The organism is Geobacter sp. FeAm09 (assembly GCF_008330225.1).
In the GTDB taxonomy this organism is placed as follows: domain Bacteria; phylum Desulfobacterota; class Desulfuromonadia; order Geobacterales; family Pseudopelobacteraceae; genus Oryzomonas.
Genome location: NZ_CP042466.1, coordinates 1 through 17,343, shown reverse-complemented (window position 1 = coordinate 17,343; position 17,343 = coordinate 1). Strand labels below are relative to the sequence as shown.

The window sequence follows — 17,343 nt, the reverse complement described above, 5'->3', positions numbered from 1 at the left end:
CTTCTCGCCGGCTTTACGCTTTAATACCGTTGCGCCGGCGATAGCGCCATACATAGACTGCAACCAGAATAATGCTGAACACAATGACCCAGGCGAGGGCCTTGTGCGAGTACTGCATGATCAACTGCTGGTTCTCGCCGATGGCATAGCCGATGACGGCCAGGATGCTGCACCAGAGGCCGGCGCCTGCCAGGGTGTAGAGCGAGAAGCGGATGTGCCCCATGCCGGACAGGCCGGCCGGAATGGAGATCAGATGGCGGACCACCGGCAGCAGCCGGCCGATGAAGGTCGAGATCTCGCCGTGCTGGAGGAAAAAACGCTCCACCCGTTCAAACTTCTCCGGCGGGATCAGGACGTATTTGCCATACCTGATGATCAGCGGCCTCCCCAGGTAGCGGGAGGCGAAATAGTTGGCGTAGGCCCCCACGAGGCTTCCCAGGGTACCGCACGCAATGGCGGCCGCCAGGTTCATCTTTCCCTGGAAGGCCAGGTAGCCGGCCGGCGGCATGACCAACTCGCTCGGCACCGGGATCACCGAACTCTCCATGGCCATAAGCAGGAATATGCCGGGATAGCCCATGGTGCCGATGGTGTGGAGAAGCCATTGAATAAGAGCATGCATCGTAAGTATTCCATCCTGGAGCAAAAATAGGAGAATGTTCTATATACCCCATCTCGGGGATTCGGGCAACAGCAGATACGCCAGCTCCTAAGAACGTGGTTACCCCATGACTATTCTCGACAGACTCACAACAGAGATCCTTACCGGAGACGGGGCCGTTGGCACCATGCTTTACGCCAGGGGGATCGGGCTCGACAGCAACTTCGAGCACTTGAACCTGGTGCGTCCGGCCCTGGTGCTGGAACTGGCCCGCGAGTACGCCGCCGCCGGGGCCCAGGTGATCGAGACCAACACCTTCGGCGCCAACCATACCAAACTGGCGGCCATCGGCCTGGGGCACAAGGTCGGCGAGATCAACCGGGCCGGGGCGCGCATCGCCCGGGAGGCGGCCGGGAATGGCGACAAACTCGTCGCCGGTTCGGTGGGCCCCCTGGTGCGCATGAAGGGCGAGGAACAGGAGTTGACCCCCGACGTCATGGCAGGGCATTTCCGGGCACAGTGCATCGCTCTGGCCGAAGGGGGGGTGGATCTGCTCCTGCTGGAGACCTTTGGCTCGCTGGAGCAATTGGTCGCAGCGGTACGGGCGGCCCGGGAGACCGGCCTGCCGGTCTGCGCCTCCATGGCCTTCATGGAGGGGGGGCGCAGCGGCGACGGCACGACGGTGGAGGCGTTCTGCGCCGCCGTGGAAGCGGCCGGAGCCGATATGCTGGGCGCCAACTGCGGTGCCGGCCCGCTGGAACTGGTCAAGGTGGTGCGCCGCCTGGCGGCCCTGACCGCCAAGCCGATCTCAGCCTATGCCAACAGCGGCTTTCCCGAGTACCATGAAGGGCGCTACATCTACCGCGCCACCCCCGATTATTTCGCCGCCATGGCGGAAGAGATGGCCGCCGCCGGAGCCAGCCTGATCGGCGGCTGCTGCGGGACCACGCCGGAACATATCGCCGCACTCGCCCGCACCCTGGCAGGCAGGCGGCCCTCTCCGCGCCCCCCCGTGTCTGCCCATGCCGCCGCTGGGGTCCAGGAAGGCTCCCGGCCCCACAGGGCTTCGTTTCTGGATCCGTGGGGGCGCCGCAAGGTCATCACCGTAGAGCTCGACCCGCCCAAGGGGATGGACTGCCGCCGGATCATCGAGAGCAGCCGGCGCCTGAAGGAGGCCGGGGTGGATGCCATCAACCTGGCCGAGAATCCCCTGGCCCGCCCCCGCATGGGGAACATCGCCCTGGGGAGCATCATCCAGCGCGAGGTCGGCATCGAGGTCATCATCCACGTCACCGGCCGGGACCGCAACCTGATCGGCATGCAGTCGGACATGATGGGCGCCAGCCTGCTGGGGTTGCACACGATCCTGGCGGTGACCGGCGATCCCGCCGCCATGGGGGACCATGCCGGGGCCACGTCGGTCTTCGATCTCCACTCCTTCACCCTGATCAAGCTCCTCACCGACATGAACCGCGGCGTGAACGCCATCGGCAACCCCATCGGCAGCGGGACCGGCTTTACCGTCGGGGCGGCCTTCAATCCCAATACGAAGAACATGGCGCTCCAGGCCGAACGGCTGCGCAAGAAAGCGGCCAACGGCGCCCGTTTTGCCCAGACCCAGCCGGTCTATGACCCGGGTCTGTTCCTGGAGGCCCTTGAACAGACCCGGGATTGCGGCATCCCGCTTCTGCCGGGGATCATGCCGCTGGTAAGCGAACGCAATGCCGAGTATCTGCACAACGAGGTGCCGGGCATCAGCGTCCCGGACGCGATCCGCGCCCGCATGAAGGGCCTGGAGAAGGAAGCCGGCGCCCGGGAGGGGCTGGCCATTGCCAAGGAGTTCATCGACGCCACCTTCACTGCCGCCGGAGGCTACTACCTGATCCCCCCCTTCGGAAAATGCGAACTGGCCCTGGAGTTGATCGACTATATTCACGCACGGGAAGGGGAACGGCGATGATACAAACGTTCAAGGCGGGGCTGCTCCTGCTCTGCTGCCTGATGACAACCGCCTGCAGCACACCGAACTCGACCATCCGCGAGGAGTTCGAAAAGAGCATGAAGGCCTACAACAAGCTGCTGCGCTGGCATGAGATCGAGGGGGCCGGCATGGCCTACATGGTGCCCGAGTTGCGCGACGAGTTCGTGAAAGCCGCCGCCGACATCAAAAAGCGGGAGGTCGCCATCACCGATTTCCGCATCCTGACTTCCGAATGCCTGCCGGACAAGGGGACCGGCGAGGTGGTGGCCGAATTCGACTACTACATCCTCCCCTCCAACCGTATCAAGACCCAGAGCTACCGGCAGGATTGGGTCTACCGCGACATCAACGAACGGAAGAGCTGGAAGGTGAAGAGCGGCCTACCTCCTTTTGAATGAGAGTCAAAGGCATCTCTCACTCGCTCACTCGCTCACTTCGTTCGCTAGAGCTCACAGAGGCACGGAGAACATCAAAAAAATGGCTCTCTATCCGTAATGTCCGGTTAGGTTTGCGTAGCATGTCAAAAGCCCCCTCATCCGCCCCTTCGGGGCACCTTCTCCCGGTGGGAGAAGGGATATTCACCATCCCCTCTCCCGTCGGGAGAGGGTGGCCGAAGGCCGGGTGAGGGGATAAAGCAGGGTCTAAACTCTATTGCAAAGACTAAACCGGACAACGCTGGCTCTCTATCTAAATAACGGTTATTCACGAAAAATACGAAAGACACAAATAAAACCGAACGATTACAGATAGAGGCGAATATATTCCAATCTTTTCTCTGTGCCTCTGTGTGCTCTGTGAGAAACGATTTTCGCTTTTGAGGCTTTTACCGTGGCACGTCTTGCCGAACAGATAACCGCCTTCTGTGCCTACCTGGAGACGGAGCGCAACGTTTCGCCCCACACCCTGGCCGCCTATCGCCGCGACCTGGAGCAGTTGGCGCTCTTTGTCGCCAAAGAGCGGGGCGATGACGTCTCGGCCGGGGAGATGGACCATCTTTTGCTGCGGCGCTATCTGGCCCTGCTCGGCAAAACGGCGATGAAAAGCTCCATCGGCCGGAAGTTGGCCGCCATACGGACCTTTTTCCGTTTCCTGCTGCGGCGGGGCGAGATCGACAAAAACCCGGCCGAGTTGACCGCCACGCCCAAGAGGGAACAACGCCTGCCATTTCACCTGGACATCGACCAGGCTACCGCCCTCATGGAGGCCCCCTCGCCAGACGAGAAGTACGCCCTCAGGGACCGGGCAGTCCTGGAGCTGCTCTATTCCAGCGGGCTGCGCGTTTCCGAAATGACCGGCCTGAACGTTGGCGATCTCGATCTGTCCGGCGGCATGGTGCGGGTGCTGGGCAAGGGGGGCAAGGAGCGTATAGTGCCGGTGGGGAGCCGCGCCGCCCAGGCCGTCCGGGAGTACCTGGCCCAGCGCGGGGAACTGGCCGGAACCGGCCCGCTCTTCCTCAATACCCGCGGCCAACGCCTCAACCGCCGCAGCGTGACGCGCATCATCGATGCCCACGTCCTGCGGGTGGCCGCCTTCAGGCGTATCTCCCCCCATACCCTGCGGCACACCTTCGCCACCCACATGCTGGAAGGGGGGGCCGACCTCAGGTCGATCCAGGAGCTTTTGGGCCACGCCTCCCTCTCCACCACCCAGAAATACACTCACGTCGGCATCGACCGCCTGATGGAGGTCTACGACAAGGCGCATCCCAAGGCAAAGAACCCGGGGTAACCCCTGCCATCCGGCTCACGGCACCTGCAACCGTACCGCCCCGGCCCCTTCGTTACGCCACCGCCCGGCCACAAAAAAACGGGAGGCGGAATCCCGCCCCCCGTTACGTTTCACTGCTGCCTGCCGGCGTCAGCCGAGCGCCACCTCGATCTTGTCCCCGTCGCTCACCTTGAGCTTCTTTTCGATCCCCGGTCCGACGATGATCGTGCCGTCGTACTGCTGCCCCATGTCGTTCATGACCATGACCGGGAATGTCCCGCTCGTGCCCGCAGCCTCGTTGACCAGCCTGAGCTTTTTGAACGGCGCCTTGTAGAAATCGCCGATATACTTGGAGGTGGGCTGACTGATGGCGACCATGCCGAACGAATCGAAGCTGCTGCTGGCCTCCTTGTTCGCAAGGTGGCTGATGCGCAGCCTCAGGGCGGCGGCCGCCCCTCCCTGGTCAGCCGGGGCGTCGGTCTGCCGCACCGCCGCCGTGGGCTCGCCCTGCTTGGGCAGAAGCGATTCCAGTTTCTTGACCGCCAGGTTGAGGGTGATGAACAGAACCTGGAGATTGATATTCTTGGCGCACAGAAGGCAGAGCATGGCCCCGGGAAAGGCCTTCACCAGGATGCGGCCATCGGCGTAGCGCAGGTCCAGGATATCGAGGTTCTGTTCGATCTGCAGCCCGTAGGTGCACTCCAGCGACAGGGCCGCCGTTTTTTTGAGGGATTCAGCATCGATCAGCGAGGGAAAGGCGTGGGCGAGGACCTCGCCCCTGCCGCCGAAAACGGCGCTGCCGATAACCCCCTCGACACTGTTGATATGCTGCAAGATATCCTGCATGGTGCCAATCTCCTACTTGCCGGGGATCAATACCGCCCTGATCTCTCTCTCCACACTCTCCAGGTTGGCTTCCGGTTTGACGGCGATGCTGAGATAATGTTGTTTGGAGTCGTACATCAGCAGGTGATACTGCTTCGTCTGCACGGCCGCCGCCTTGATCTCTCCCAGCCCCAGAAGCTCACCGAAACGGTTGCCGGTGGTGGCCAGGAAGAGTCCCTTGGCGGCCAGGGCCACGGCTTCGATGCTGTTATCCTGGAGCGGGTTGCCTGCTTTGTCCAGCAGCACCGCGTACGTGACCGCCTCAATGTCCTGGAGCCGCGCCGCGACCTTGCTCATGGTCCGCCGCGGGGCCACTGCCGGGGCCGATTCGCCGCCTGATCCGGGCGCTCCGGCGTTTTCTTCATCCATGCGGCGCAGGGCTTCGAGCAGCAGGTAATCGGTGCGGTAGTGGATCGTGCAGACGTTGGAGGTCATTTCGGGGTGGATATTGAAGATGCCGCCCGGCCACTTGATAATCCGGTAGATGGCCTCCTCGCCGATCTCCGGCCCCAGTTCGGCATGGATGATCTCGCCGTCGGCGAAATAGATGGCCCCTTTTTGCTCACCGTATTCGATCGTGATGCCGCCGGTATACTTGTTGTGTCCCTTGAGCTGGATGACGTCCGTAAGGGAAAGACCCACCACGGCGCCTTGGAAACCGCTTATCGTATCAGCCATCGCTACCGCCCCGGGAGTGAAATTGATTCTCATGGTGGTGACAGGCAGGTAAATCGTGTTATTTAAAGCATAAGTGCGGGACAAGTTCAAGCAGTATATGGGCGGGGTAGCATGAAAAAACCCCGCCGGCTGTGCCGGCGGGGTCGTTTGCGGGAATGGGTGACGCCGCTATTCGCAGAGGTCCACCTTCACGTCCCAGTTCTTGATCTTCATGGTGCCGTTCTTCTCCAGGTTGAGATGCATCTTGAAGGCACGGTCCCACAACTGGGGCTCATGCCCGACCTTGCGCCTGAGGCAGTCGGCCTTGGCCATTTCGAAGTACTCGGTGAGGATCGGCTTGTAGTCCGGATGGGCGCACTTGTCGATGATGACCTTGGCCCGGTCCCGCGGGCAGAGGCCGCGCAGGTCGGCCAACCCCTGCTCGGTGATGACGCAGTCCAGGTCGTGCTCGGTGTGGTCGATGTGGGAGCAGTGGGGCACCACGCAGGAGATGCCGGTCGGGTCGGTTTTGCTCGGACGGCTCGACGGGGTATGCATCATCTTGAGGAAGCCGTTGCGCAGGAAGTCGCCGGAGCCGCCCAGGCCGTTGATCATGCGGGTGCCGCCGACCAGGGTCGAGTTGGCGTGGGCGTAGATATCGATCTCCACCGGGGTGTTCATGGCGATGACCCCCAGGCGCCGGATCGGCTCCGGGGCGTTGGAGATGGAGAGCGGCCGCAGGGTGATCTTGTCGAAATACTTGTCCATGTTCTCGAAGAACTTGGGGAAGCCGGGTGTCGCCGAAAGGGAGAGCGAGCAAGAGGAGGCGTGGTCCAGCTTGCCCGAATCGAACAGGTCGAGCATGGTATCCTGGAGCACCTCGGTATAGACGGACAGGTTGTAGAACGGCCCCTTGGCCAGGCCGCCGATTACGGCGTTGGCGATGGAACCGACCCCCGACTGGATCGGCAGCAGGTTGTCCGGCAGGCGCCCCATCTTGACTTCATGGGTGAAGAAATCGATGATATGGCTGGCGATGGCTTCGGACGTGTCGTCCTGCTCGGCGAAGGCGCGCCCCTGGTCGCGGAGTTTCGATTCCACCACGGCCACGATCTTCTTCGGGTCGCAGGGGATCGACGTGGAGCCGATGCGGGAGCCGGCCTTGGTGATGTTCAACACCTGGCGATTCGGCGGAGTGCCGCAGGAAACCAGGTCGTGGATCCCCTCGAACGACGGCTCGCCGGTGTTGACCTCGATGATGATCTTGTCGCAGATCATCAGGATCTCCGGAATGACGCCGCAGGAGGAGGTGGGGACCAAGCCCCCGTCCTCGGTGATGGCCGAAACCTCGATGATGGCCAGGTCGAGCTTGCCGGTTTCGGTGTCCTTGGTGTAGAAACCGTACCCCAGGTCCTGGGCGAACAGGGAGAGGTGCTTGTCGCCCATGCGGATGCGTCCCTCGTTGATGCCGGCGGCGATGTTCTTACCGGTCTGATACGGCCAGCGGCGGTCGATCATGTCGAGAGAAGCCCAGCGGTCCTCGGTTTCAGCCCCTACCGAAGCGCCGATGAACAGGTTGAATTTCCATTTCCCCTGGAGGTTGTTCTTCTCCACATGGTCAGCCAGCGCAATCGGGACCACCTTCGGGTAGCCGGCGGGGGTAAAGCCGGACCACCCCAGGTTCATCCCCGGCTTGAAGAACTGGATGGTCTCTTCGGCTGTCATGACCTTGCTCAGAAGCGATTTGTGACGTACGCGATCCTGTAATGTACCATACTCCGACATTTTCTACCTCCTGTTTGCATTTAGTGTCTACAGCCTCAAAACTATTCCGGCACCCTTGCGAGCAGAACTACACCATGTCAGCAAATAATCAGCAATTACAGAATATTGTACGGTCAAACGAGAAGCAGTGTGAATAGAACTGGATTTTACGCGTGCAAACATGTTTAGTCAAGTCAAAATGTATACAGTTTGGGGATCACCGCCGCACGAAAAGCCGCCCATCCCGGCGCGGCGCGCAGGTCCGGGCGGTTTGAAGCCGGTCAGTCCCGGTAATCGACGGCGACGATGGAGGAGCATACCGACCTCATATGGGGGAGCACCTCTCCGGCATGGTAGGGGTGGATCTGGTAGGCCTCGAGGTCGTCCAGGGAGTCGAACTTCGTCACCAGGGCGATGTCATAGGAGCGTTCGGAGCGGATGACATCGATGCCGGCCTCCAGGTGGCGCAGTTGGGGGACGTTACCCTGCATGCTGAGCAGTTTTTCCCGGGTAACCGCAAGACTTTCAGGGCTCGCGTCGGACAGCTTGAAAAAAACGATATGGGTGATCATGGCAAGATAGCTCCTTGGCTGATGGCTGGCGGTGGCCTCGAGGGAATGCCTATCCGTATACCGCGCCGCACCGCCCGTGTCAATGGCGCCGTCGCACCAATCAGCGCCGCACTTGCGGATCGCCGCCCGCGTGCTACAGTTGATGCCAGACAGACCATTTCGAGGCTACGGAGGTCGCCATGCCGGAAAAACTCTTGATACCGTCCGTGGAAATGAGGCTCGGCTCCTTGCTGGAGTTCAACCGCAAGCGTGACATGGAGGCATCATCCCCCGCCAAACACAAAAAGCGGCAGACCATCACCATCTCACGGGAGTTCGGCTGCGAGGCATACCCCATGGCGGAACGCCTGCGGGAGATCATGGAGAAGAAGCACGGCGAACCGTGGGTGTTGCTGGACAAAGGGCTGCTCGACGAGGTCGCCCAGGACCACCACCTGTCCGCCAACGTGCTGAACAGCCTGGGAGAGAAGAGCCGTTTCCTGGACGAGATCCTGGCCACGTTCTCTTCACGCTGGAAAAGCGAGAAGGACCATTTCCGGGTACTGTGCCGCCATGTGCTTTCCCTGGCGGAACAGGGCAACGTGATCATCGTGGGCCGGGGCAGCTCGATTGTCACCCAGCCCCTGAAAAACTGCTTCCATTTCCGCCTGTTCGCCTCACCGGGGTTCAAGGTGCGCTCCATAGCGCACCGGATGGGGGTTGAGGCCGAAGAGGCCGAAAAAATCATCGCCAAACAGCAGAAGCAGCGGGACAACTTCATCCGCGACTTTCTGGACCGGGATGCCCGCGACCTGGGCTTTTACCACCTGGTGCTCAACAACGACAAGAACAGTGTGGACACCATGGCCCGCACCATTGCGGAGTATGTGACGGCCCTGTAGCGCCACCCCGCCGGAGGATACGGGGGGCGAAAAAAATGAAGAGGGGTGCCGGAAAGCACCCCTCTTCGCATGTGCGGACTGTTGCCGGCAGCGCCGGGTCAGGCACCGGCGGGAGCTTCCGCCAGGGGGCGGAGAAAGACGATAAAGGCACCGCTTCCGCCCATCTCCCGCGGGGCCGGCGCAAATTCCAGCACCATCCCGCGCCCGGCGTCCCGCAGCCAGGATGCGACCGCCTGCTGGAGCACCGGCTCGCCCGGCGAGTTGTTCCCCTTGCCGGTAATGACCAGGGCCGCTTTCTGCCCCTTGTGGCGTGCCGTGTTCAAAAAACGGGGCAACGCCGCCAGGGCCTCCTCCCGCGTCAATCCGTGCAGGTCGAGTTGGTGGGTGACGGCGATGATCCCCTGCTTCACCTGGCGCAGGCGATTGCCCGAAAGCGGTTTCAACTCGTCATCGGCCGGCAGCGCATCGGCGAATTTCGTTTCCAGCTTCAAGCGCCCGATCTCCTGCAGAAACAGTTCCGCGGATTCACGGTCGCCGTCCGGGGGGGGAGGAGATGGCAACGGGGCCTGCGCGCGGGCACCAGGCGGAGCCGTCCCGGCCTTTGCCGCGCCCTCCGGAGGTACGGACAACGCTTTCACGCCGGACATGGCGCGCCGGAACAGTTCAGCCTCCCCATCCTCGGCCGGGCCGCCCGGAGCCGGTCGTTCACGCTCCGTTCCGGCCTTGGGGCCCCCTCCGCGGGTGCGCACAACCTTGACATCGGCCATGGCCCGCAGAAACAGGTCGTCATCCTCCACCGGCTGCGTTTCGCGGCGGGGCGGCTGGGGAGGGGGCGCAGCCGGAGCCGGCTCCTCCTTCGGGGCGAGAGCCACCCCTTTCAGGGCAGCAAAATGGCTGGCGCGAAACTGAGCGGCCGCTGCCGGCTTTTCGTGGCGCTGCTTCTTGCCCATCAGTCCTTGGCCACCAGAGTGATCTCGATGCGGCGGTTCTTGGCGCGCCCTTCCCTGGTGTCGTTGTCGGCCACCGGCCTATATTCGGAAAAGGCCGCAGCGGAGAGATTCGCCGGGTCGAGCCCCTGCTGCTGGAGATATTTGGCCACGTTGATGGCACGGGCCGCGGAAAGCTCCCAGTTGGAGGGGAACTGGGCCGACCTGATCGGCACGTTGTCGGTGTGCCCCTCGATGCGGATCGACTTGTCCTTGACCTCTTTCAGGGTCGGGATCATCTTGAGCAGGATGGTGACGCCGTCCGGTTTGACATCGGCCTTGCCGGAATCGAACAGGATGGCGGCCTCCATGTTGACGGTCAGTTTCCCCTTCAATTCCGAAATGGTCACCTGTCCCTGGGCGATCTCGCTCTTCATGTTCTCCAGCAGATGCTCGTACGTGCTGCTGACCTCCTTGACCTTCTCCTCCTTGGCCTTCTGGAGGCTGGCGATCTCACCCTTGAGCCGCCCGTTCTCCCCTTCCAGATCGGTTATCTTCTGGCGCAGGTCGCTGATATTCCTGGAAAGGGTGTCTGATTTGGCTTTGAGCACCTGCTCCAGTTCATTCCTGTCCTTGGTGAGCGCCTGCCGGTCCTTCTCAAGCCCGGCGGCCTCGGTCTTCAGCTTGTCGAACTCGGCCTTCAACGCGTTGTTGTCGGAACTCAACTGCCCGTATTTCTGCTTCAGGTCGCCAAGCTCCCCCGCCAATCCCTTGGCTTCGTTTTCCTTCAATTGATACGTCCCCTGGGAAACACAGCCCGTGAACACCAGGACCATCAGACCTGCCACTGCCAGATATATGACTCGTTTCAGCATACGCGACCTCCTTGGGGTTTCTCGGCAGGCACACGGCACCGGCCCATCCGTTCGGGCTTCGGGCGGTACCCTGGCTTCGATTTTATACTTCTCGGCAGGTTTTGCAATGAGGTTTTTCATGGGGAACCGCTCTGGGAGCGGGGGTATGCAGGGACTGCCGGCGCTACCGCCCGGCGGTTTTTTTGCTGAGAGAGCTGAAGATCATGTCCAGCACCGTTTTCTGCCGGGCCTCGAACTTGTTGAGCACCGCCAGGCAGGTGCCCATGGGACAGAGGTCGTGGAGAAAGTCGGCATCCCGGCCGGAGAGGATCACCACCCGGTTTTTGTCCATCCCCGCCTGGGTCGCGAACGAAAGCAGCTTCAAACCATCCATGGCCGGCATTTCCAGGTCGATGAGCAACAGGTCGTATCCGCCGGCCCTGATGGAGTTCAAGGCCGTTACCGGGCTGTTGCAGATATCAACCCGCAACAGGGGATAGGCGTCATGTATGTACCCGGCCAGGAATTCGGTAAAGGCCTGGTCGTCGTCGATCAATAATATTCTACCCATAGTAGTACAATATAGTCGATTTTACCGCGCCCATGAAGCAAAAAAATACGGGGCCCGCAGGACGCTACTTGATGACGCGCGTGGCATTGCTCAAGACCGTGAAGGGGAGGTTGATCCCAAGCTCCTGGGCAGCGCGCATGTTGATGACCAGCTCGATACGGCGGGGTGAGATCAGGGAGAGATGGCTCTGCCGGGCGCCCTCCAGGATGCGGGTGGCGATGTCGGCCGCCAGGTGCCCCTGCTCTTCGGGATGGATCTCAAGGGAGATGAGTGCGCCCCGTTCGGCGGCGCCGGGCATGGTGGAGAGCACCGGGATGTTGCGGGCCCGGGCGCGGGCGACGATCTTGGCGAACTGCCGGGAAACGACGCCGCTCTCCGTGGCGAAGATGACATCGGAATGGTCGAGCAGGGAGGGGAGCGCCGAGTCCAGGGCAGCGGACGAGGCAACGTTTGCCTCCGCCACCACCATGTCGTACTGGGGCGCGAATTTCCTGATTTCCTCAAGCTGCCTCTGCGAGCCGCTTTCACGGGAATTGTAAACGACCCCGACCCGCCGGTACGGTTTGATGTGCTCACGGCTGTCCTTCAGGGTCTTTATCAGCGTGACCAACGGCACCCGCGAACTGACGCCGCACATGCCCCGATGCGGTCCGTCCGAGACAAAGACATCCACGGACACCACCGGGATCCCGTCCGACTCCCTCATGGCCACGAATGCCGCCGGAGCCCCGTAGGCCACGATCAAATCGGGACGGTAGGCGTTGAATTTCCTGATCGTATTGGACCAGGAGAGCGGATCGGGGTTCGGCACTTGCAGGATGATCTCCACATTGGCAGAGGTATAGCCCAAAGCGGCCAGGGATTTGATGAACGCCTGGTGCGCCTCGCGATAGCGGGGCTGGTCGCTGCTCATGATGGCGGCGATGACCTTGCCGGCGGCGCGGCAATCCGAAGGCCAGCACCAGCACGACAGGAAAAGGACCATCAGCGTTATGGAGAGGATTCTTCGGCGCATACCTTCCGCTACCACCGTGAAGTCAACGACACCATGGTCGTGTGGACCGAGCCGTCGTAGAGAGCATCGCCGGAATTGTAATTCCGGAAACTATAGTTCATCGAACAACCCACATGCTTGCTGATGCGCCAGTCGGGCCCGGGCCGTTACGCCGGTTTCCACCGTGTCCAGCCGGGTGAGGCTGGTGATGCCGCTGGTATCGAAACTGCCCGTCACGTTTGCGAGGGTAAACACCCTGACCGGGACATCGAACCGCGCCGCCGAACGCACCTGCTGAATGCCGAAGGAGAGGTCCAGCGGCTCCGCCACGGCATAGACGGCATCGATGCCGTACACATGCGCCGTGGACCGGTAGGTGGTCGCCACGAGCGGGTCCGGGTCCACAATGATATTGGAAAACAGCATGGACTGGTCCGTCACCGTCTCCAGGTACGAATAGTTGGCGGTGATGGTCAGGCGCTCCACAGGGGTGAACCACAGGCTCGCATTGGCCGAATAGGAGCGGTTCTCCCGGGGAGGGTATAGCTGGCGACCGGGGCCGGGGCGACGGTGGAGGCAGAGCTTTCGCTCTGCTCAAACGTGGTGATGAAGCTGGCGGTACCCCCCCAGACGCCGCTTTTCGCATAGGTGGCAAACAGCTCCCCCTTGTGGCTTTCCGATGCGGAGGTCTTCCATTCCGGATTATCCGCCGTCTTGTAGGTGTAGGTGGCGTTCATCTTGAACCCCGGCAACGGTCGCCAGGCGACGTTGGCCAGGCCGGTATGGGTCTGGCGGTATTCGTTGTGGATCGCCGCCGGGTCGCCGGGCGAGAGGTCGCTGTTGGGCACGTTGTCACGGGACTCCAGGACGGCACGGTACTCCAGGCGGTACGTCACCTGTTGGCTGGGACGGTACATGCCGGAAAGGGTGAAGGTATCCTTGGTCGTGTCGATGCCGGGCCGCACCAGCAGAACCCCCGACGTGGAGGTATAGACGCCGGGCAGCGTGGTCGTGGACGGAATCTGGGAATAGGAGGATGAAATCGTCGCGGGCGTCTCCCGCTGGCTCTCCTGCCGCCGGTATTTCAGGGCGAGGGACAGCTCCTTGAACGGCGTATAGGTCAGGTCTCCCGCCACCGAATGGAGCGTCTGGGTAGGTTTGGACGAGGGGCGCGCATCGCCGCGGTCGGCATCGTTTTCCCGCTGGGTCAGGACATAGGCGGCCGTCCCCACCAGACCGCCGCTCATGTCGGTATAAACCCTGACCGTGTGGGACGTCACCCGGCTGTCGGAAACGACGTTGGTCGCCTGGGTGCCCGGCACGAGCGCCCCGTTGCCGGTTACGGCAAAGGGTAGCGGGTGTCCGGGGCCTGGTTCGAGAACTCCCTGATGCGGAACCCGTAGGCGACGTCGAAGAATCCCAGGTGGGCGTCGGCCCCCGCACTCCCCTCCCGCGTGACCTGGTTGACCTGCCGGTTGATGGAGACGATCCTGTTTGCGGATCGCTGAAATAGTAGTCGGCGAAACGGAGCTGATCGGTCCCCCGGCGGCTCAGCTCCCAGTATCCCAGGTTGATGTGGACGGGGTTGTTGCCCAGCTTGATGCGGTTTTCCACCTGGGAGATGCCGATACGCATGCCATAGCCGTCCGCCGGGGCGGGCGACTGGGTTGTCGCATACTGGCCGGTGGCTGACCGGGGAAGCTGCTCCGTCAGCAGGTTGTGCCAGAAGGCCTCGGTTTCCAGGTGCAGACGGTAGTAGCCGCCATAGTCGAGAAACAGGTTGGCGCGATAATCGTCCTCGTGGAGTATGAGGCCCTCCCCCGACAACTTGAGGCAGGAGTCGAGCGTGCCGCGGAGAACCCACCCGCCAGGCCGGATTTCAGACGCGTGTAGGGGGCCGCCGCCGCGCCTGGGCCATCGGGGGTGAGGAACTGGTATCCCGCCTGGAGGTGGCGAAACGATAGGCCTCGGTTTCCGACTCCGCCTGGGCCTCATGATTTTCCACCCCGACGTCGGGCGCGGCGCCGTCGGAGGCAAGGGCCGGCAGCGTCAGCAACATCAGGCCAGAACAGACGACCAGCGGAGCAAACAGCATTGTTTGGCGAGAACGGCTCGACATGGCTCACTTCCTCAATGTTCCGTACCCGCGGTTATCGGGGTATCGGAAACCATGGACAGATGAATGGCAGTCGGTACACCGGTTGGAAAAAAGCGATTTCATGGATGAGTCGCTGTTCATGACGCTGCGGTGCCCCGGATTGTGGCACTGCAGGCAGAGGAACGGCATGGCCGCCGAGAGCAGCCGGCGATTGACCGAACCGTGGGGCACGTGGCAATTGGTGCAGGTCTCGGTGAACATCCCCGTGCTCGTAGACGAACGGGCCGCTCTTCTCCATGTGGCAGCGGGTGCAGAGGTCGCGCTGCGTGCTCCCCTTCAACAGCTTGGGCTGCATTGAACCGTGGGATCATGGCAGTCGAAGCTCCCATCTTCTTTTCCCGCACCGGGTGGGGAAAACAGGCTGAACTGGGCCTTGACGTCGGGGTGGCAGCCATAGCAGAGTTCGGCCATCTTGTCGTGGCTCACCTTCTGCTGGGGCCCCTCATGCAACTGGTGGCAGGAAAAACAGCTCAAATCGTTCAGGGCATGGGGGCTGGAATGCCAGTGGGCCAGGGCCGGGGTCGAGGCGGCGGAGTGGCATTTCAGGCAGATCAGGGATTGGCCTGGGGGGGGAGTTTTTTCAGATCGAGCAGGGTGGAGACGTCGCATTTGTCCCCTTTTTCGCCGTGAAGCGCTTGGTTTCCTCAATATTGGCGATGGCCAGGCTCCCCGGCCCGTGACACGATTCGCAGTTGACCAGCGGCAACCCGGTTTCAGGCTTGATCTGCTCGCCGTGCACGCTCCGCTTGAAATCGCTGGTGATCTTGTCATGCTTGTGGCACTTGGCCACGCAGTTGTCCGTCCCCACGTAGTCGGCATCCAGGCGGCCGACGATCATCTTCTCGTACTCGGCGACCGGCAGGAGCGGATGGGACTGCTTCATCCCGGCGCACCCGGCGGCCAGCAGCGACACGAGGACCAGGGCGCCCGGGACGATGCCCGCAAACACAACAGCTCTGCCAACGTTTGTTCATCGCGGTCTCCTTCACGCTTCCGGACTGCAATCAGCCCCCCTGAATCCCCTTGGTGGTGGTGCGGATGAAGCGCTGCACGATCGGATTGGCGCTGTTCCGTATCTGGTCCGGCACGCCGATTTCGATGATCTCGCCCCGGTGCATCATGGCGATGCGGTCGGACAGGTACAGGGCAAAGTTCAGGTCATGGGTGACGATGATCGTCGTATTGCCGGTCTTTTTTCAGGGAGAGAATCGTCTCCGCCAGCTCGTCAGTGGTGACCGGGTCCAGTTCGGCGGTCGGTTCATCGTAGAGAACCAGGTCCGGCTCCATCGCCAGGGAGCGGGCAATGGCGACCCGCTTCCGCATACCGCCCGACAATTCCGAGGTGTTCAGCCCTTCCGTACCTTCCAGCCCGACGATGGCGAGCTTCTCCGTAATAAGCTCGCGGATGCGCGCCTCGGGGCAGATGCGGTGCTCCCGCGCCAGAGTCCCACGTTCTCGGCAACGGTCAGTGAGTTGAACAGGGCCGACGACTGGAACACCATGCTGCTGCGGAACGTTTGGGGCAGCGGGCGGCCATTGTCGAACACCGGCTGGCCGTTAAAGTAGATCTGGCCGCTATCGGGCGTTTCCAGGCGGATAATGTGCCTCAGCAGGATGCTCTTGCCGGTGCCGGAGGGACCGATGATGGAAAAGGTCTCTCCCGGCGCGATATCGAGATCGATATCCTTGAGGACATGATTGCCGCCAAAGGATTTATTCAGCTTTTCAATTCGAACGGCAATGCCGTGCACGGACATGGAGGACTCTCGAAAAAATTTAAATGCAGTATACGTGCCTACCGGGTCAGCAGATACTTGGACCGGTTGGTGAAATACCCGCGATGCTTGTAAATAAAGGCCGTCAGCAACAGTATGGCCACCATGACCGACAGGTTGTCAGCCGCCAATCCGCGCACATCGACCGGTTGGCCGAGCGCTTTTTCCAGTTCTCCGCGGAAATTCCTATCAGATTGATCAGCGTATTCACCACTTCGAAAGCATTGTAACCGATCAGCAGGTACCAGGTCAGGGTCTGCCGCTTCATCAGGCCCAGGAAGAGATAGAGGCTGATCAGGCTGTCCGCGAACACCAGCGCTTCCGCTACGCGCCCTGGTAGATCGTCCCCAGCAGCGGAAAAGGATGGCCGAAGGTGGATACGGTCAGCATGAAGAAGAACAGGTACAGTCCCCCCAGCAGGACAATGCCCAGGGGCCGCCGCTCTTCGCCGTCGTTGTCGATCTCTTCCATGGGCACCTCGGCAAATGCCGTTATGCGGCCTTGTCCCGCTTATTGCTCCGCCGCATGTCGCTCAGGACCACGCAGACAAAGATGACGACCAGGATGAATCCTATGAAAATCCAATCGGCGACACTGAACCCGAACAACATTTATGCGCTCCTCCTGAATGCCTCTGCCGCTTCGTTCTCCATGCCCATCTCCTGGTAACAGGTGCCCAGCAGGTAATAGACCTCGCCCATGGGGAACTGCTCGGCAAAGAAAGGGTCTGCCAGCACATCTTCGATGATGGCGGCGGCCTCATCGTTGCGCCCGGCCTGGCGCTCCCCAATGCCACCGACAGGGCGTCAGATAATCCAGGGGGGACCAGCGGGACCTTGCCGGCCAGAACTGCGGCGATGCGCGTCTCAAGGCGCGCCCGCTCACCCTCCGCCAGGCCGGCCAGCGCCTCGGCCCAGACCTCGGCCGCCTGATCGTAGCGCCCCAGGATGTAGAGCGCCTCGCCGTATTCATAAGCGGCATGGCCGTCGGACGGGTCCAGCGCCAGGGCCTTCTTCA

Annotated in this window: 24 protein-coding genes; 4 read left to right on the top strand and 20 right to left on the bottom strand. The window is 61.9% G+C overall.

Annotation, left to right across the window (positions count from 1 at the left end):
- Nucleotides 1–13 precede the first annotated feature (13 nt).
- Nucleotides 14–622: a DedA family protein gene (locus FO488_RS00095; RefSeq protein ID WP_149208653.1), complete on the bottom strand. Its 609-nt coding sequence runs from the start codon at nucleotides 620–622 to the stop codon at nucleotides 14–16.
- Nucleotides 623–728: 106 nt separating this feature from the next.
- On the opposite strand from FO488_RS00095, the gene FO488_RS00090 reads away from it, so the two are divergent.
- The 3 genes from FO488_RS00090 to xerC all read left to right on the top strand — a co-directional run bounded on the left by FO488_RS00090 (nucleotide 729) and on the right by xerC (nucleotide 4,310).
- The gene (locus tag FO488_RS00090) at nucleotides 729–2,561 is read left to right on the top strand and encodes a bifunctional homocysteine S-methyltransferase/methylenetetrahydrofolate reductase (protein WP_149208652.1); all 1,833 of its coding nucleotides are present in this window, start codon (nucleotides 729–731) and stop codon (nucleotides 2,559–2,561) included.
- Nucleotides 2,558–2,980, top strand: coding sequence for a hypothetical protein (locus tag FO488_RS00085; RefSeq protein WP_149208651.1), 423 nt, complete (start codon nucleotides 2,558–2,560; stop codon nucleotides 2,978–2,980). Before FO488_RS00090 ends, FO488_RS00085 begins: the two co-directional genes overlap by 4 nt.
- A 430-nt stretch (nucleotides 2,981–3,410) precedes the next feature.
- Nucleotides 3,411–4,310, top strand: coding sequence for a tyrosine recombinase XerC (gene xerC, locus FO488_RS00080; RefSeq protein WP_149208650.1), 900 nt, complete (start codon nucleotides 3,411–3,413; stop codon nucleotides 4,308–4,310).
- A 129-nt stretch (nucleotides 4,311–4,439) separates the two neighbouring features.
- Here xerC and FO488_RS00075 read toward each other — a convergent pair whose 3' ends face one another.
- From FO488_RS00075 to FO488_RS00060, 4 genes are all read right to left on the bottom strand, one after another.
- On the bottom strand, nucleotides 4,440–5,135 hold the full coding sequence (locus FO488_RS00075) for a roadblock/LC7 domain-containing protein (RefSeq protein WP_149208649.1): 696 nt from the start codon (nucleotides 5,133–5,135) through the stop codon (nucleotides 4,440–4,442).
- A 12-nt stretch (nucleotides 5,136–5,147) separates the two neighbouring features.
- Nucleotides 5,148–5,852, bottom strand: coding sequence for a DUF4388 domain-containing protein (locus FO488_RS00070; RefSeq protein ID WP_149208648.1), 705 nt, complete (start codon nucleotides 5,850–5,852; stop codon nucleotides 5,148–5,150).
- 168 nt (nucleotides 5,853–6,020) lie between these two features.
- Nucleotides 6,021–7,616 carry an acetyl-CoA hydrolase/transferase C-terminal domain-containing protein gene (locus FO488_RS00065; RefSeq protein ID WP_149208647.1) on the bottom strand — a complete coding sequence of 532 codons (1,596 nt, stop codon included), beginning with the start codon at nucleotides 7,614–7,616 and terminating at the stop codon, nucleotides 6,021–6,023.
- 260 nt (nucleotides 7,617–7,876) lie between these two features.
- Nucleotides 7,877–8,167 (bottom strand): Dabb family protein, encoded by a 291-nt coding sequence (locus FO488_RS00060; RefSeq protein WP_149208646.1) that lies wholly within the window; start codon nucleotides 8,165–8,167, stop codon nucleotides 7,877–7,879.
- Nucleotides 8,168–8,346: 179 nt separating this feature from the next.
- Here FO488_RS00060 and FO488_RS00055 point away from each other — a divergent pair, with 179 nt between their 5' ends.
- The gene (locus tag FO488_RS00055; protein WP_149208645.1) at nucleotides 8,347–9,048 is read left to right on the top strand and encodes an AAA family ATPase; all 702 of its coding nucleotides are present in this window, start codon (nucleotides 8,347–8,349) and stop codon (nucleotides 9,046–9,048) included.
- A 98-nt stretch (nucleotides 9,049–9,146) separates the two neighbouring features.
- Here FO488_RS00055 and FO488_RS00050 read toward each other — a convergent pair whose 3' ends face one another.
- The 15 genes from FO488_RS00050 to FO488_RS20295 all read right to left on the bottom strand — a co-directional run bounded on the left by FO488_RS00050 (nucleotide 9,147) and on the right by FO488_RS20295 (nucleotide 17,063).
- Complete coding sequence (locus FO488_RS00050; protein WP_240732063.1) at nucleotides 9,147–9,998, bottom strand: Smr/MutS family protein; 852 nt, start codon at nucleotides 9,996–9,998, stop codon at nucleotides 9,147–9,149.
- Nucleotides 9,998–10,849: an OmpA family protein gene (locus tag FO488_RS00045; RefSeq protein WP_149208644.1), complete on the bottom strand. Its 852-nt coding sequence runs from the start codon at nucleotides 10,847–10,849 to the stop codon at nucleotides 9,998–10,000. The genes FO488_RS00050 and FO488_RS00045 overlap by 1 nt, the downstream gene beginning before the upstream one ends.
- Nucleotides 10,850–11,012: 163 nt before the next feature.
- The gene (locus FO488_RS00040) at nucleotides 11,013–11,399 is read right to left on the bottom strand and encodes a response regulator (protein ID WP_149208643.1); all 387 of its coding nucleotides are present in this window, start codon (nucleotides 11,397–11,399) and stop codon (nucleotides 11,013–11,015) included.
- 64 nt (nucleotides 11,400–11,463) lie between these two features.
- Nucleotides 11,464–12,414, bottom strand: a complete 951-nt coding sequence (locus tag FO488_RS00035) for an ABC transporter substrate-binding protein (RefSeq protein WP_168205803.1) — start codon at nucleotides 12,412–12,414, stop codon at nucleotides 11,464–11,466.
- A gap of 90 nt (nucleotides 12,415–12,504) precedes the next feature.
- Nucleotides 12,505–12,879, bottom strand: a complete 375-nt coding sequence (locus tag FO488_RS00030) for a hypothetical protein (RefSeq protein ID WP_149208642.1) — start codon at nucleotides 12,877–12,879, stop codon at nucleotides 12,505–12,507.
- Nucleotides 12,867–13,715, bottom strand: a complete 849-nt coding sequence (locus tag FO488_RS00025; protein WP_149208641.1) for an MtrB/PioB family outer membrane beta-barrel protein — start codon at nucleotides 13,713–13,715, stop codon at nucleotides 12,867–12,869. The genes FO488_RS00030 and FO488_RS00025 overlap by 13 nt, the downstream gene beginning before the upstream one ends.
- A gap of 557 nt (nucleotides 13,716–14,272) precedes the next feature.
- Entirely contained in the window at nucleotides 14,273–14,512 is a 240-nt protein-coding gene (locus FO488_RS00020; protein WP_149208640.1) for a hypothetical protein, read from the bottom strand.
- 3 nt (nucleotides 14,513–14,515) lie between these two features.
- Entirely contained in the window at nucleotides 14,516–14,752 is a 237-nt protein-coding gene (locus FO488_RS19765; protein ID WP_240732089.1) for a cytochrome c3 family protein, read from the bottom strand.
- Nucleotides 14,753–14,827: 75 nt separating this feature from the next.
- Nucleotides 14,828–15,160, bottom strand: a complete 333-nt coding sequence (locus tag FO488_RS19755; protein WP_240732088.1) for a cytochrome c3 family protein — start codon at nucleotides 15,158–15,160, stop codon at nucleotides 14,828–14,830.
- Nucleotides 15,132–15,500: a hypothetical protein gene (locus tag FO488_RS19750; protein ID WP_240732087.1), complete on the bottom strand. Its 369-nt coding sequence runs from the start codon at nucleotides 15,498–15,500 to the stop codon at nucleotides 15,132–15,134. Before FO488_RS19750 ends, FO488_RS19755 begins: the two co-directional genes overlap by 29 nt.
- A gap of 209 nt (nucleotides 15,501–15,709) precedes the next feature.
- Complete coding sequence (locus FO488_RS20300) at nucleotides 15,710–15,901, bottom strand: ATP-binding cassette domain-containing protein (RefSeq protein WP_255516563.1); 192 nt, start codon at nucleotides 15,899–15,901, stop codon at nucleotides 15,710–15,712.
- A complete protein-coding gene (locus FO488_RS00010) occupies nucleotides 15,898–16,308 on the bottom strand; it encodes an ATP-binding cassette domain-containing protein (RefSeq protein WP_255516538.1) in 411 nt (136 codons plus the stop codon). Before FO488_RS00010 ends, FO488_RS20300 begins: the two co-directional genes overlap by 4 nt.
- Nucleotides 16,309–16,411: 103 nt before the next feature.
- Nucleotides 16,412–16,639 (bottom strand): hypothetical protein, encoded by a 228-nt coding sequence (locus tag FO488_RS19745; protein WP_240732086.1) that lies wholly within the window; start codon nucleotides 16,637–16,639, stop codon nucleotides 16,412–16,414.
- Between the two features lie 11 nt (nucleotides 16,640–16,650).
- The gene (locus FO488_RS19740; protein WP_240732085.1) at nucleotides 16,651–16,797 is read right to left on the bottom strand and encodes a hypothetical protein; all 147 of its coding nucleotides are present in this window, start codon (nucleotides 16,795–16,797) and stop codon (nucleotides 16,651–16,653) included.
- A 140-nt stretch (nucleotides 16,798–16,937) separates the two neighbouring features.
- Nucleotides 16,938–17,063: a hypothetical protein gene (locus FO488_RS20295; RefSeq protein WP_255516537.1), complete on the bottom strand. Its 126-nt coding sequence runs from the start codon at nucleotides 17,061–17,063 to the stop codon at nucleotides 16,938–16,940.
- Nucleotides 17,064–17,343: the final 280 nt, after the last annotated feature.

What these genes read in the sequence shown, in the direction of transcription:
- FO488_RS00095 (WP_149208653.1), bottom strand. Translation starts at nt 622, where the DNA reads ATGCATGCTCTTATTCAATGGCTTCTCCACACCATCGGCACCATGGGC.
- FO488_RS00090 (WP_149208652.1), top strand. Translation starts at nt 729, where the DNA reads ATGACTATTCTCGACAGACTCACAACAGAGATCCTTACCGGAGACGGG.
- FO488_RS00085 (WP_149208651.1), top strand. Translation starts at nt 2,558, where the DNA reads ATGATACAAACGTTCAAGGCGGGGCTGCTCCTGCTCTGCTGCCTGATG.
- FO488_RS00075 (WP_149208649.1), bottom strand. Translation starts at nt 5,135, where the DNA reads ATGCAGGATATCTTGCAGCATATCAACAGTGTCGAGGGGGTTATCGGC.
- FO488_RS00070 (WP_149208648.1), bottom strand. Translation starts at nt 5,852, where the DNA reads ATGGCTGATACGATAAGCGGTTTCCAAGGCGCCGTGGTGGGTCTTTCC.
- FO488_RS00065 (WP_149208647.1), bottom strand. Translation starts at nt 7,616, where the DNA reads ATGTCGGAGTATGGTACATTACAGGATCGCGTACGTCACAAATCGCTT.
- FO488_RS00060 (WP_149208646.1), bottom strand. Translation starts at nt 8,167, where the DNA reads ATGATCACCCATATCGTTTTTTTCAAGCTGTCCGACGCGAGCCCTGAA.
- FO488_RS00055 (WP_149208645.1), top strand. Translation starts at nt 8,347, where the DNA reads ATGCCGGAAAAACTCTTGATACCGTCCGTGGAAATGAGGCTCGGCTCC.
- FO488_RS00050 (WP_240732063.1), bottom strand. Translation starts at nt 9,998, where the DNA reads ATGGGCAAGAAGCAGCGCCACGAAAAGCCGGCAGCGGCCGCTCAGTTT.
- FO488_RS00045 (WP_149208644.1), bottom strand. Translation starts at nt 10,849, where the DNA reads ATGCTGAAACGAGTCATATATCTGGCAGTGGCAGGTCTGATGGTCCTG.
- FO488_RS00040 (WP_149208643.1), bottom strand. Translation starts at nt 11,399, where the DNA reads ATGGGTAGAATATTATTGATCGACGACGACCAGGCCTTTACCGAATTC.
- FO488_RS00035 (WP_168205803.1), bottom strand. Translation starts at nt 12,414, where the DNA reads ATGCGCCGAAGAATCCTCTCCATAACGCTGATGGTCCTTTTCCTGTCG.
- FO488_RS00020 (WP_149208640.1), bottom strand. Translation starts at nt 14,512, where the DNA reads ATGTCGAGCCGTTCTCGCCAAACAATGCTGTTTGCTCCGCTGGTCGTC.
- FO488_RS19765 (WP_240732089.1), bottom strand. Translation starts at nt 14,752, where the DNA reads ATGTTCACCGAGACCTGCACCAATTGCCACGTGCCCCACGGTTCGGTC.
- FO488_RS19755 (WP_240732088.1), bottom strand. Translation starts at nt 15,160, where the DNA reads ATGCGACGTCTCCACCCTGCTCGATCTGAAAAAACTCCCCCCCCAGGC.
- FO488_RS00010 (WP_255516538.1), bottom strand. Translation starts at nt 16,308, where the DNA reads ATGTCCGTGCACGGCATTGCCGTTCGAATTGAAAAGCTGAATAAATCC.
- FO488_RS19740 (WP_240732085.1), bottom strand. Translation starts at nt 16,797, where the DNA reads ATGGAAGAGATCGACAACGACGGCGAAGAGCGGCGGCCCCTGGGCATT.